The sequence below is a fragment of the Nocardia sp. NPDC051787 genome (genome assembly GCF_040681325.1).
Taxonomy (GTDB): domain Bacteria; phylum Actinomycetota; class Actinomycetes; order Mycobacteriales; family Mycobacteriaceae; genus Nocardia.
This window is the reverse complement of record NZ_JBFAYO010000038.1, coordinates 1-12,718: the sequence shown is the minus strand read 5'-3', so window position 1 is coordinate 12,718 and position 12,718 is coordinate 1. Positions and strand designations below refer to the sequence as shown.

The following is a 12,718-nucleotide window of genomic DNA, read 5'->3' as shown; positions in this document are numbered from 1 at the left end:
CCGCGATGCGCAGCAAGCACTACCTACCGGCCCGCAGTGCCGTGAGCGACCCGTGTCTTGTCGCGGTGACACCCGAGTCCGCGGGGTGGGACCACACCAGCCTGCACGTCATCGAGCTCGGCGCTGGAGGGGCGTATCGAGCGGACACCGACCACGACGAGGTGGTCGTGGTGCCACTCGCCGGCTCGTGCACAGTGACCTGCGGTAGCGATACATTCGAATTATCCGGCCGTGCAAGCGTTTTCGACGGACCGACCGATTTCGCCTATGTCGGTTGCGGCAGCTCCTACACGGTCTCCAGCACGGCAGGGGGGCGTTTCGCACTCGGCGGCGCCCGCGCACACCGGCAATTGCCGTTCCGGTACGTGGCGGCGGCGGATGTGGCGGTGGAACTGCGCGGCGCCGGGAACTGCAGCCGTCAGGTGCACAACTTCGCCACCGCCGACACCTTCGAAGCCGAGTCGATCATCGCCTGCGAGGTGATCACCCCTGGCGGGAACTGGTCGTCGTATCCGCCGCACAAGCACGATGAATTCACCGAGACCGAGACCGCGCTGGAAGAGATCTACTACTTCGAATTCGCCCGCGGCGCCGGCGACTCACCAGGGTTCGGCTACCACCGGGTCTACGGCACGCGCGAGCGTCCCATCGATGTGCTCGAGGAGGTCCGCGACGGCGACGTAGTGCTGGTGCCGCACGGCTATCACGGACCGTCGATCGCCGCTCCCGGCCACCACATGTACTACCTGAACATCATGGCCGGTCCTGGACCGGAGCGGGCCTGGCGGATCAGTCATGACGCGGCCCACGCGTGGTTGCGCGACACCTGGGCGGATATGGTCGTCGACCCGCGGCTTCCCATGCACACGACCGACTACAGCGCTACCGCGCCTGATCGCCTCGAGGAGGAACCATGACCAATACCCGCGAGATCGGCCACTGGGTCGACGGAAAGCCTTTCACCGGAACCGCGTCGGTGACCGCGCCGGTCACGAACCCGGCCACCGGACAGATCACCGGACGGGTCCGGATGGCCGACGTCGCGGACGTCCGCACCGCCATCGACGCGGCCACGGCAGCATTCCCCAGCTGGCGCGACACCTCGCTGGCCAAGCGCACCGCCATACTGTTCCGCTTCCGCGAGCTGCTCAACGCACGCAAACCGGAACTGGCCGCAATCATCACCGCCGAACACGGCAAGGTCCTCTCCGACGCGCTCGGCGAGGTAACCCGCGGCCAGGAAGTCGTCGAATTCGCCTGCGGCATACCACATCTGCTACAGGGCGGATACACCGAGAACGCCTCCACCGGAATCGACGCCTACACGGTGCTCGCGCCACTCGGCCCGGTCGCGATCATCTCTCCGTTCAACTTTCCTGCCATGGTGCCGATGTGGTTCTTCCCGATCGCGATCGCCGCCGGGAACACCGTGGTGCTGAAGCCGAGCGAGAAGGATCCGTCGGCGTCGCTGTGGCTGGCGCAGCTGTGGGCCGAAGCGGGTCTGCCGCCCGGGGTTTTCAATGTCGTCCAAGGCGACAAGACCGCTGTCGACGAACTGCTCACCAACCCGGCCGTCAAGGCAGTGTCCTTCGTCGGTTCCACCCCGGTCGCGCAGTACGTCTACTCGACCGCGACCGCCGCGGGCAAACGAGTCCAGGCCCTCGGCGGCGCGAAGAACCACGCGGTGATCCTGCCCGACGCCGACCTAGATCTGGCCGCGGATGCCATGGTCAACGCTGGATTCGGCTCCGCGGGCGAACGCTGCATGGCGATCTCGGTCGCTGTGGCCGTCGGCGAAATCGCCGACGAGCTCGTCGCCAAGATCGCTACACGCACCCGCACCCTGCGTATCGGCGACGGGCTCACCGACGCCGATATGGGTCCCCTGGTCACCGCCGCCCACCGCGACAAGGTCCGCGGCTACGTGGCCTCCGCCGAAGCCGACGGCGCCACTCTCGTCGTCGACGGCCGCGCCGTCGACGCTGATGACGGCGGCACCGATATCGACATCTCCCAAGGCTTCTGGCTCGGCCCCACCCTCATCGACCACGTCACCCCGGACATGAGCGTCTACCGCGACGAAATCTTCGGCCCGGTGCTGTCGGTCGTGCGGGTCCAGACCTACGACCAGGCACTGGAACTCCTCAACGCCAACCCCTACGGCAACGGCACCGCCATCTTCACCAACAACGGCGGCGCAGCCCGCCGCTTCCAGAACGAGGTCGAAGTCGGCATGGTCGGCATCAACGTCCCGATCCCGGTTCCCATGGCCTACTACAGCTTCGGCGGCTGGAAAAACTCCCTGTTCGGCGACACCCACGCCCACGGCACCGAAGGGGTGCGGTTCTTCACCCGCACCAAAGCGATCACCAGCCGCTGGCTCGACCCCAGCCACGGCGGAGTGAATCTCGGCTTTCCCCAGAACGCCTGACACTCTGATGCCAGCGTCTCCCGGGCCACTGTCGGGCCTGGGGCACTTCGCCGTCCCCGGTCGCATCCTGGGCGATCGGGGACGCCTTCACTTTCATCCCGCGCCAACTGGACCTGGATCGAACAGGTGAGGCAGGTGGGATGAGCGAGTTTGTACGGGTGGGTGACGCAACGTGCCCGCGCAGTACTCGATGTCGAGCCACGAAGAACAGAACGTAATCGACAGGATTATTGTGCATATTCATGACGTTCATTGTGAACATTCACCAAGGACCTTTTACTGTCTGCATATAACGATCTGAAAAACACCGAATGATCCAAATGGGGGAGCCACGGTCCACGGCCCTGTGATGTGATTGGCTCGTTCCGAATCCGGGACGCGTCACATAGTACAACCGAGGATATTGTATGACCTCCAGAATTATTCGTCCGCTCGCTGTCGCGGCGCTCGCACTATCCGCCACGGCTCTCAGCGGCGGTATCGCCTCCGCGGATGCCACCACGGCCACTCCCGTCTCAGGCTCGGTGGAAGTGTGCCTCCCCATCCCGGTCGGCCAAATCGAGCTCAGCTTCTGCCTGTAACCAGCTGACCCGATTTGCACGCGGCGGTGGAGAGATCGTTCGTGGTACGCAGGATTCCGCGTTTCCAGTCCGGTGTCGCCACCCCGCGTGCAACCCTCCGATGCCACGGCTTTCTAATTCGCGCTCCAGGTTGCGTCTCCGACTGTTCGGCAATGTCACCGCTCCCGTCGGTTAACCGGGTAACTGCCTTCGCCGCTGAGCACGCGTATTTCACGCTGACCACGGCTACCGCGCTTGGTGGGAGAGTGGCTGAGACCGGCGGCGCCCGCGCGGAGCAGCGCTCGCGTCGGTTTCGTCCAAGACGGCAGCGCCGCCCGTCCTCAGGCTGGCGAGCGGCGGCCCGAGACGGGGCGTCGAGCTGACGCCCGGGCCGCCTGTATCAGCTGGACACCGGCAGTTTCCGCCGTCCATTCGCAGGAGGATTCTTTGACACGTGAACTGGTCTACACGGGCTTCATGTCGCTCGATGGAGTGGTGGACTCGCCGGGCGGCAAGGTCGAAGAGCACCGCAGCGGCGGCTGGGTGTTGGACACCGAGTTCGTGCCCGAGGCTTTCTCGCTCAAGGCGGAGGAACTCGCTGAGACGACAGCGCTGATGTTCGGCCGCCGCAGCTACGAGGCGTTCGCTGCGATCTGGCCCGATTCGGAGGATCACATCGCGTACAAGGAGCTCCCTGAGGCCGCATCTCACGTCGTCGATTTCGCTGGTCTTTTTGTACGGGGCCAATGCGGCGGCGCGGGTGATGACGTAATGGCGGGGCCTATTACTGCTTGGGTGTGGCCGGGGGAATGGCGGCAATACAGACCGTAAGGTCGTTGCACAGCCGACGTTGTTCTTGTGCGGACAGCGGGGAGAACATTTGCCGTTCGATGGCGCGCACGGCCACGCTGGCGGCGTGCAGTTTTTCCTGCCCGAAGCTCGTGAGCTGGGTGGGCAGCACGCGACCGTGGGAGGCTCGCTCGGGTCGGGTGAGCAGTCCGCGATCTTGTAACCCGCGGAGGACGAGGTTCATCGATTGGCGGGTGACGAACGCGCCACGGGCGAGTTCGGCGTTGGATATCCCGGGGTACTGGCCGAGCAGTTCGAGGCAGGCGTATTGCGACACGGTCAGTTCCAGCGGGCGCAGCACCGCGTGCATCGCGGAGTGCAGCGCGGCCTGGGCCTGTTTGAGGACATAGCCCACTGACTGCTCTAGTTCGCCCACTGTCTCCTCTTGACTCATGTCAGTATGTTGACACAGACTCTGTGTGTCAACATGTTGACATGCTGGGGTGCGATCCTCCCGAAAGGGTGCGGTCGCCCGGCTTTGGCTCGATATTCACGACGGCAGGGAGCAACGATGGCTGAGACCCGTAACGAGGCGGACGATATCGACGACATCAACCGGCGAACACGCAGCAGGAAGACACGGCCTGCCACCATCTGCAGCAGCCACGCCGATATCCTGGACAAGAAGGGCTACGCGCACCTCGCGTCTCTGGGGCCCGACGGTGAGCCGCAGTCACACCCGGTGTGGTTCGACTTCGACGCCGCCCACGGGCGGCTACTGGTGTCGACCGGCACCGACCGGCAAAAATACCGCAACATCGAGCGGGATCCGCGGGTGTCGGTCTCGATCCTCGATCCTGACGACCCTTATCGCTATCTGGAAGTTCGCGGCCGTGTCGTCGAGATAGAGCCAGATCCCGAGAAGGCATTCCTGGACCGGTTGGCGCGCAAGTACCTGGATCTGGATACCTACCCCTACGAGCAGAGACGGAATGTCGAGCGGGTGATCCTCCACATCCAGCCGGATCACGTCGTAGCCTGACCTTGCGCCCAGGCTTCGCAGAAACGCTTCTGGGGCGCCGCCGCGCGGCACGATGATCCGATCGATTCGGCCTGGCGTCCCGAGCTGAAGTTGCCCATGATCCCGTTGAAACCGTTGAGTGCCAAGCGAACTGATCGGTTGTGCCGCATGATGTTCGATTCGTGACCGATGAGTTGTCGAAACGCCTTGTGCCGGACGAGTTGTGGGCGCTGGCCGAGCCGTTGTTGCCCGAGTTCGCCCCGCGCCCGCACGGTGTGCGATCGGTGACCGCTGGACGGCGGCCCCGGAGAACTTCAGCGACCAAGCGATCGTGGACCACGACTCCGTCTCGGAAGAATCGGTCGACGAGCGCCTCGGCGTCGTCCGGGTGAGGCGTCTCCCAGCGGGCACCATCCAGCCAGAACGTCCGGCGGGTCACGTCGGGCAAGACGATCCCCCTGTCGACCAGGGAGGGAGCGGCCACCGCCCGAAGGGACGTGCCGACCGCGAACTGGATGCCGACGAAGGTCGCGCCTTCCGGAAATCGTAGAACGATCCCCGCTGTCCCTTGCACGATCCTCTTGCGCGGGGTCCAGCCGTATCAGAGCGGGAGACCTGCCCGGATGCGCACGACGTGACGGTAGGCGGCATCGCATGTTGTGTCCTGGCGGCGCATCCGGACCGTTCGTTCGGTCAGGGCTCGGCGCTTGGAGCTGCAAGCGGCGGCGCTCGGCCGGCGCAGGCTGGTGGGCGATTACTTCGAGGCTCTGCCTCCGTTCGTGCACCCGGCGGACGAGTTCGCTCCGGTCGAGGATGGTTGATGCACAACACATCTCGGGTTCCACAGGATTCGAGTCGACTGCCTCCGCGCGCGTGAAACAGGCCGGGCGAAATGCCGCTTGTGGACCGTTCGTCGCAGATGCTGACCGGCTGCACGGAGAACGCTTCTCCGCCTCGCGCGCGGATCTAGCCTAGTCCGCGCTGCACAGACACGATCGACCAACTCGCCGGACATCGCCGGGTCGACCACCGTGACGTGCTCGGCACGAAACTCTGCGCGTTATAGGAGATTTGCACGGATGGCGGCAATCGAGTACCTACGGACGGATGGCAATCTGCCGCCCGTCGGTGTGGTTGATCGGTCCCCGATCACCCCAGCGAAAAAGGTGGTATTCGCGGCGATAGCAGTGGTCGGTGCAATCGCCTGGGCCGTTCTCGCCATCGCACGCGGGGAGAACGTCAATGCGGTGTGGATCGTGATCGCGGCGGTGTGCACTTACGTGACGGCCTACCAGTTCTACGCCAGGCTGATCGAACACAAGATCACCAAACCACGGGACGACCTGGCCACACCCGCCGAGGCCATGGAAAACGGCAAGGATTACTTGCCGATGGATCGGTGGGTCCTGTTCGGGCACCACTTCGCGGCGATAGCGGGCGCCGGCCCCCTTGTGGGCCCGGTGCTCGCCGCGCAAATGGGTTACCTGCCCGGGACCATCTGGATCATTGTCGGAGTCGTCCTCGCCGGTGCCGTCCAGGACTATCTGGTGATGTGGGCATCGACCCGGCGCCGCGGCCGCAGCTTGGGGCAGATGGCCCGCGAGGAACTCGGGGTGGTTGCCGGCGTCGCCGCGACCATCGCGGTCCTCATGATCATGATTATCCTGCTCGCGGTGCTCAGCATCGTCGTGGTGAACGCGTTGGCGGCCACCGAAGGCCCCGACGGACGACTGCACGGCGGGAGCCCATGGGGCGTGTTCAGCATCGCCATGACCATCCCGATCGCCTTGTTCATGGGTGTCTATCTGCGATTCTTGCGGCCCGGCAAGGTCGGTGAGGTCTCGGTCATCGGATTTGTCATGTTGCTCTGGGCGATCGCATCCGGCAACTGGGTGGCCGGATCCCATTGGGGGCAAACAGCATTCACACTGCCGGGCACAACTATTGCCTGGTTCCTGATCGCCTATGGTTTCACCGCAGCGGTTCTGCCCGTGTGGATACTGCTCGCCCCACGCGACTACCTCTCTACGTTCATGAAGCTCGGCACCGTCGGCTTGCTCGCCGTCGGCGTGGTTGTCACGATGCCGGTGCTCAAATCGCCCGCGGTCTCGGAATTCGCGCACAACAGCGAGGGTCCCGTCTTCGCCGGTGGCTTGTTCCCGTTTCTGTTCATCACGATCGCATGCGGTGCGCTGTCGGGATTCCATTCACTGGTCTCCTCCGGCACTACACCCAAACTGCTGGAAAAGCATTCCCATATGAGGATGATCGGCTACGGCGGCATGTTGATGGAGTCTTTCGTCGCGGTCGTTGCTCTGATCACCGCGAGCATCCTCGATCAGCACGTGTACTACGCGATGAACACCGCTGGATTGCCCACCGCGCATGCCGCCGCCACCCATGTCAACAGCCTCCTTCCGGGGGAGACCCCGATCACCGAAGCAGCGCTGACGCAAGCGGCGCACGATGTCGGCGAGGACCGGATCTACTCGCGTGTCGGCGGCGCGCCGACACTGGCGATCGGCATGTCCGAAGTGCTGCACAAGTTCATCGGCGGCACGGGGTTGAAGGCGTTCTGGTACCACTTCGCGATCATGTTCGAGGCCCTCTTCATCCTCACCACCGTCGACGCGGGCACCCGCGTCGCTCGATTCATGCTCTCGGACTCGCTCGGGAATCTCGGTGGGCCGATGTGCAAGTTCAAGGACCCGTCTTGGCTACCTGGCGCCTGGTTGTGCGCAGCGATCGTGGTCGCCGCGTGGGGCTCGGTGCTCCTCTTGGGCGTCACCGATCCGCTCGGCGGAATCTATACGCTGTACCCGCTGTTCGGCATCTCCAATCAATTACTCGCCGCTATCGCGCTAACTGTTGTCGTGGTCATCCTGGCGAAAAAGGCGCTGTTCAAGTGGATTTGGATCCCAGCTATTCCGCTGGTCTGGACTCTCGCCGTGACGACGACCGCGTCGTGGCACAAGATATTCTCCTCGAATCCCGAACTGGGGTACTGGAGTTTGCACAATGACACCAAGGTATGGCGACGCAGTCTCGAAGTGGCGCGGGACGCACAGACTGTGGTGCCGCCGGCCACGGATCTCGCAGGCATGGACAAAGCTATATCCGACGCCGACAAAATAATGCGCAACACCTTCATTCAGGGCACCTTGGCGATCGTTCTCGCGGAGCTCACATTGGTCGTCGCCGGAGTCGGCATTCTGGTCTGCGTGCGGGCGTGGCGTGCAGGCGGTGGGCCGAGCAGTGAGTCGTCGGACGTCCCATCCAAGATCTTCGCGCCGCGCGGGTTCGTCGCGACGCCGGTGGAAAAAGAAATTCAGGACAGGTGGGATGACCTGCGGTCGGGTAGTCGGTTCTGGCCGTCGCGGACAGGTGCGCAGAGTGCGGGGCCAGCGCAACCGCACACCCCGCCGATGGCTTCGACACCGCATGCCGGTCGGCTACGGCCGGACTCACCGATCCGGCACGCCGGTGGACGACCACCTGAAGACGCCCGTCGACGGCCACGCGGAACAGATCCAGCCGCGTAGCGCGCAGAATATTTCGCTCGCGTGCAGAGACGGCTGTCGCATGCGATACCCGATCGACTCAGATTTTGTGCTTCGACACAGAATTTTCGCCACTACCAGCTTACGCTCCTTCCCTATATAGTATTGTTGCTCGATCGTTACGCAAGGAAGGCTCGCTGGAAATGCGGGATTGGAGTCGAGAACGACGCGATAACGCCGATGCAATTGTCATGCTGACATTGACGCGGCTAATTGCGAGCGATCTGGACGCGGGTTTGGACGGTCCCGGCGCGCGTCCTGCCGCCAGACGATTGCGGCGGATGCTGGGAGCGCAGGCAGTCGGACTGGCGGACCTGTCCGGTGTGGTGGCCTGGTCTGGCGTCCCCCCGCCGGCCGATGCGGTCGCCGAGCTGACGGCGAAGGCGCTGCACACGGTCAAGCCGGCTGGCGACGCCTACCTGTCCGCCGTGCCGCTCACGGTCGAAGAAGAACCGGTGGGGGTATTACTGGTATCCCGGGCAACGACCCCGAAGGGCACGCGGGTCGCGGCCTGGCTGGTCGAATACGTGCTCGAGCATGTGCGTTTGCAGGCGTCCGCCGAGCGGGCGGCTCAGTCCGAGATGCGCGCGCTTCGTGCGGAAATGTCGCCACATTTCGTCTACAACGCTCTGACCGTGATCGCCGCGCTGGTGCGCTCGGATCCGGACCGGTCCCGGGAGATGATCCTCGACTTCGCCGACTACGCCCGTTACAGCCTGGCTCAGCACGGCGCATTCACCACCGTGGCAGATGAATTCCAGGCGGTCGAAACATATCTGGCGCTGCAACGCGCCGTAATGGGCGATCGGCTCCGGGTTCAGGTCCGTGTGGTGCCGGACGTCCTCGCGGTGCCATTGCCGTATCTGGTGCTGCAACCACTGGTGGAGAACGCGATTCGGCACGGAGTCGAGCCACGAGGACGCGGCGGCGCCGTGCACGTGCACGGTGAAATCGACGACGGCGACTGCCTCATCAGTGTCGAAGACGACGGGGTCGGGATGGATCCCGCTCGCGCCCAGTCGATTCTGGCTGGAACCAATTCCGGGAGCGTGGGATTGAGCAATGTGGATCGTCGGTTACGCACCGCGTACGGCCCCTGGTACGGCCTGGTGGTGGAATGCGAACGCGATGCCGGGACAAGGGTGCTCGTCCGAGTGCCCCTGTCACAGCCAGGGGTGACGCCGTCATGACAGATTCCGTGCGCGGTTTGAACGTGCTCGCAGTGGACGATTCGCCGTCAGCGCTGGACGATCTCGTGCGGCTGCTGCGCGAGGCAGGCGGGATGGGCGAGGTACTCGCGGCGGGCGATCCGATGATCGCGCTCAAGATGATCCAGGCCGGTGAGTTCGACGCGATCTTCCTGGACGTCTTCATGCCTGGACTGAACGGATTGGAGTTGGCCAACCTCCTCGTCAGGCTGAGTCACCCCCCGGCGATCGTCTTCGTCACCGCCCACGATAGTCACGCGGTCACCGCCTACGGCATCGGCGCGGTCGACTACCTTCTCAAACCCGTTCGCCCGGAACGGCTCTCGGCAGCGCTCGGCAAGATCCGGAGAATCCTCCCGGGCTCAGCGGCCGGCCCAGCTGAGCCGAGGCTCGTCGACGCGCTCTCCGCCCTGCGCGTGGAGAGCGCCGGCTCCACACGCTACATACGGCGCAGCGAAGTTCTATTCGTAGAGGCGCACGGCGACTACGTTCGGTTGCACACCCGCTCCGGGGTCCACCCGTACCGAATGCCGATCTCGCGCCTCGCCGAATACTGGGAGGACAAGGGCTTCATACGGACGCACCGCGGATTTCTCATAGCGCTCGACGCCATACGCGAACTGCGCAGCGATTCCGTCGGCCTACTCGCCCACACGGAACTCGGCGATGTCCCCGTCAGTCGTCGGCAGGCCCGCGACCTGCGTGATCGCCTGCTGCAGGCCGCGCGGAATCGCGAGGTGGGCGGTCGCTGATGACGCGCCGGGTCACCGTGATGAGCCCGCAAACGCGGCTGGCACGCGCTCGCGGCCACCGTCACCACCGGGTACCCGCTCCCGCGCCACTACTCGAGGCCGACCGGGCAAGGCGCAACTACCATGCGCAGCGTCGACGCGCCGTGCCGACATTGACCGCGCTGTTCCTCGTGCTGTTCGGCATCCCCATGTTGGTCTACTTGTGGCCGGGTCTGGGCGACGTGCGGGTCTGGGACATCCCAGTGTCGTGGCTGGCTCTGTGGCTCGTGCCCTATCCCACGTTCGCACTGCTCGGCTTCTGGCACCTGAGGCGCGCGGAGGCGGTCGAGTCGAGACCGGATGGCGCAGCACGTAGTGCAACGGTGTCGGCCTTCGGCGAAACCGAGGACTGTTGATGTTCGGATTGATCGCGGTGGCGCTCGTGACTGCGACGACCCTCCTCATCGGACTACGCGGGGTCGCCGCCATGCGAACCACGTCCGACTTCCTGGTCGCCTCGCGCCGGGCCAATCCGATGCTCAATTCGGCCGCGTTGGCGGGTGAGTACATTTCCGCGGCATCGTACTTGGGAGCGGCGGGATTGGTGGTCAAGGCCGGTGTCGGATCGCTGTGGTATCTGGTGGGTTTCGCTGCCGGCTACGTCGCCATGCTGGTGCTGGTCGCGGCCCCCATACGCCGCTCGGGCGCGCTGACGGTACCGGATTTCGTGGAGGCCCGGCTCGCTTCGCCGGTTCTACGCAAGCTTTCGGCGGTGGTAGTGCTGGTCATCTGTGTCCTGTACCTGGTGCCGCAGTTCCACACTTCCGGACTGATACTCGGTGTAGTCAGCGGAACCCCGTACTGGTTCGGCGTTGCGCTGGCCGCGCTGGCGGTAGGTAGTACGCTAGCGCTCGGCGGTATGCGAGCCGCGACTTACGTGCAGGCTTTCCAGTTCGTGCTCAAGACTGTCCTTTTCGCGGTGCCTGCCGTCTGGCTACTGGTCAGCGTGGGTGCCGCCGTCCGTGCGGAGGCAGTTCGACCAGCCGAGTTCACACACTTCGAGCAGCAGACCACGGTCGTCTTTCGCGACGATGTGACCCTCCACCTCGTGGAGGCCGTGCCTTCGGCAGGGCTCACCGCGGGAGCACACCACTTCTCGGTTGGGCAGACCGTGATCTTCCCCGCCGGCGCGCCCGCGCCCGAGCTAGGCGGGCACACGGCTTTGGGTAGTTCAGACTGGCAACGGCCGCTTTTCGACCTGGGTAATTTCGGATATCCACTGCTGAGCACGCTGAGCGTTCTGTTTGCGACCGCTCTGGGCACGATGGGGCTGCCGCATGTGATCATGCGTTTCCACACCAGTCCGGACGGCCGATCGGCCCGCCGGGCGGCAGCCCTGACGGTCCCGCTGGTCGGACTGTTCTATATCTTCCCCGGAATCTACGGTGTGCTCGGCGGGGTCTTCCTGCCACACCTCTACTTCTCCGGCGGCACCGATACGGTCGTGGTCGCTCTGCCGATGCGTGTGAACACCGGATGGCAGGGGATCGCACAGACCGGACTGCTCACTGCGGGAGCATTCGCGGCCATCCTGACCAGTTCACTCGGGCTGTTGCTGGCCGCATCCGGCGCGATCTCACACGACCTCTCCCGAGGTGGACTCGACAGAATGCGCATCACTGCAATGCTGTCGGTAGTCCCTGTGCTCTTCCTGGCTCTTCCGGTCGCGAACCTGGATGCGGGCATCCTCGTCACGTGGGCGTTCGCTGTCGCCGCGTCGACCTTCTCCCCGCTACTCGTCCTCGGCATCTGGTGGCCGAGGCTGACCGCTCGTGGCGCGATCGCCGGCGTGGTCGTCGGCCTGTTCATCTCGTCGGGTGCGATCGCGCTGACACTGTTCGCTCCGTCGCTGTCCGGATGGCCTGCTGTGCTGGTGACGCAGCCCGCACCCCTTTCGGTGACGTCGGCCTTCCTCACCATGATCGTTGTCTCGCTGCGGGGGCGACCTCCGGTGTGGTCGGAGACTTCCATGCTGGGCCTGCATCTCGACGAGCCCGACCGTTGGTAATTGCTCGGCGTCCGTTCGTCGACCGTTCGTCGTAGAGATTTGCGGTTTGTCCGACATCGACGCGTTACTTCAATTCCTCGCCCTAGTGTGATCGCCGTCATCGAGACCTACGGTGCAACCCCTCGGTACTTGCCGTCGCCATCCTCGAAATGGCATGTGCCGACGTATGAACTGGCAGATCAAGTCTGCCGACCATCGGTATAGGCGCTGCCGCGTTCAACCGGAATGAGGCGCGCTGTTCGGAAGAGAAGGAAAATGGCGACAATCGAATATCTGCGGACCGATCCCGATCTGCCGCCTGTCGGCGTGGTCGACAAGTCCCCGATCACTCCGGCCAAGAAATTGGTCTT

11 protein-coding genes and 1 pseudogene are annotated in these 12,718 nt (G+C 64.5%); 11 read left to right on the top strand and 1 reads right to left on the bottom strand.

Translation table 11 applies throughout. The annotated features are described in order from the left end of the window. Window positions 1-5: 5 nt before the first annotated feature. The 4 genes from iolB (at window position 6) to AB0M45_RS29740 (ending at window position 3,822) form a co-directional block, all read left to right on the top strand. Window positions 6-917 carry a 5-deoxy-glucuronate isomerase gene (gene iolB, locus AB0M45_RS29755; protein WP_364336115.1) on the top strand — a complete coding sequence of 304 codons (912 nt, stop codon included), beginning with the start codon at window positions 6-8 and terminating at the stop codon, window positions 915-917. After that, a complete protein-coding gene (locus tag AB0M45_RS29750; protein WP_364336020.1) occupies window positions 914-2,431 on the top strand; it encodes a CoA-acylating methylmalonate-semialdehyde dehydrogenase in 1,518 nt (505 codons plus the stop codon). Before iolB ends, AB0M45_RS29750 begins: the two co-directional genes overlap by 4 nt. 407 nt (window positions 2,432-2,838) lie before the next feature. Beyond that, on the top strand, window positions 2,839-3,012 hold the full coding sequence (locus tag AB0M45_RS29745; protein ID WP_364336018.1) for a hypothetical protein: 174 nt from the start codon (window positions 2,839-2,841) through the stop codon (window positions 3,010-3,012). A gap of 426 nt (window positions 3,013-3,438) precedes the next feature. Beyond that, entirely contained in the window at window positions 3,439-3,822 is a 384-nt protein-coding gene (locus tag AB0M45_RS29740) for a hypothetical protein (RefSeq protein WP_364336016.1), read from the top strand. Here AB0M45_RS29740 and AB0M45_RS29735 read toward each other — a convergent pair. Then, entirely contained in the window at window positions 3,776-4,234 is a 459-nt protein-coding gene (locus tag AB0M45_RS29735) for a MarR family transcriptional regulator (RefSeq protein ID WP_364336014.1), read from the bottom strand. The genes AB0M45_RS29740 and AB0M45_RS29735 overlap by 47 nt on opposite strands. Before the next feature lie 117 nt (window positions 4,235-4,351). Between AB0M45_RS29735 and AB0M45_RS29730 the strand changes: the two genes are divergently transcribed. From AB0M45_RS29730 to AB0M45_RS29700, 7 genes and pseudogenes are all read left to right on the top strand, one after another. After that, the gene (locus AB0M45_RS29730) at window positions 4,352-4,822 is read left to right on the top strand and encodes a PPOX class F420-dependent oxidoreductase (RefSeq protein ID WP_364336012.1); all 471 of its coding nucleotides are present in this window, start codon (window positions 4,352-4,354) and stop codon (window positions 4,820-4,822) included. Window positions 4,823-4,983: 161 nt separating this feature from the next. Next, window positions 4,984-5,076, top strand: a pseudogene (locus AB0M45_RS29725) (IS5/IS1182 family transposase); the annotation flags it as partial. Window positions 5,077-5,880: 804 nt separating this feature from the next. Further along, on the top strand, window positions 5,881-8,343 hold the full coding sequence (locus tag AB0M45_RS29720) for a carbon starvation CstA family protein (protein WP_364336010.1): 2,463 nt from the start codon (window positions 5,881-5,883) through the stop codon (window positions 8,341-8,343). Window positions 8,344-8,552: 209 nt separating this feature from the next. Further along, window positions 8,553-9,551 carry a histidine kinase gene (locus tag AB0M45_RS29715; RefSeq protein ID WP_364336008.1) on the top strand — a complete coding sequence of 333 codons (999 nt, stop codon included), beginning with the start codon at window positions 8,553-8,555 and terminating at the stop codon, window positions 9,549-9,551. After that, window positions 9,548-10,321 (top strand): LytTR family DNA-binding domain-containing protein, encoded by a 774-nt coding sequence (locus AB0M45_RS29710; RefSeq protein WP_364336006.1) that lies wholly within the window; start codon window positions 9,548-9,550, stop codon window positions 10,319-10,321. The genes AB0M45_RS29715 and AB0M45_RS29710 overlap by 4 nt, the downstream gene beginning before the upstream one ends. Beyond that, window positions 10,321-10,716 (top strand): hypothetical protein, encoded by a 396-nt coding sequence (locus AB0M45_RS29705; protein ID WP_364336004.1) that lies wholly within the window; start codon window positions 10,321-10,323, stop codon window positions 10,714-10,716. The genes AB0M45_RS29710 and AB0M45_RS29705 overlap by 1 nt, the downstream gene beginning before the upstream one ends. Next, window positions 10,716-12,368: a cation acetate symporter gene (locus AB0M45_RS29700; protein ID WP_364336002.1), complete on the top strand. Its 1,653-nt coding sequence runs from the start codon at window positions 10,716-10,718 to the stop codon at window positions 12,366-12,368. The genes AB0M45_RS29705 and AB0M45_RS29700 overlap by 1 nt, the downstream gene beginning before the upstream one ends. The last annotated feature ends 350 nt before the right edge of the window (window positions 12,369-12,718 follow it).

Excerpts from the sequence above, each read along its gene's own strand:
- iolB (WP_364336115.1), top strand. The coding sequence starts at position 6 with ATGCGCAGCAAGCACTACCTACCGGCCCGCAGTGCCGTGAGCGACCCG.
- AB0M45_RS29750 (WP_364336020.1), top strand. The coding sequence starts at position 914 with ATGACCAATACCCGCGAGATCGGCCACTGGGTCGACGGAAAGCCTTTC.
- AB0M45_RS29745 (WP_364336018.1), top strand. The coding sequence starts at position 2,839 with ATGACCTCCAGAATTATTCGTCCGCTCGCTGTCGCGGCGCTCGCACTA.
- AB0M45_RS29735 (WP_364336014.1), bottom strand. The coding sequence starts at position 4,234 with ATGAGTCAAGAGGAGACAGTGGGCGAACTAGAGCAGTCAGTGGGCTAT.
- AB0M45_RS29730 (WP_364336012.1), top strand. The coding sequence starts at position 4,352 with ATGGCTGAGACCCGTAACGAGGCGGACGATATCGACGACATCAACCGG.
- AB0M45_RS29720 (WP_364336010.1), top strand. The coding sequence starts at position 5,881 with ATGGCGGCAATCGAGTACCTACGGACGGATGGCAATCTGCCGCCCGTC.
- AB0M45_RS29715 (WP_364336008.1), top strand. The coding sequence starts at position 8,553 with ATGCTGACATTGACGCGGCTAATTGCGAGCGATCTGGACGCGGGTTTG.
- AB0M45_RS29710 (WP_364336006.1), top strand. The coding sequence starts at position 9,548 with ATGACAGATTCCGTGCGCGGTTTGAACGTGCTCGCAGTGGACGATTCG.
- AB0M45_RS29705 (WP_364336004.1), top strand. The coding sequence starts at position 10,321 with ATGACGCGCCGGGTCACCGTGATGAGCCCGCAAACGCGGCTGGCACGC.
- AB0M45_RS29700 (WP_364336002.1), top strand. The coding sequence starts at position 10,716 with ATGTTCGGATTGATCGCGGTGGCGCTCGTGACTGCGACGACCCTCCTC.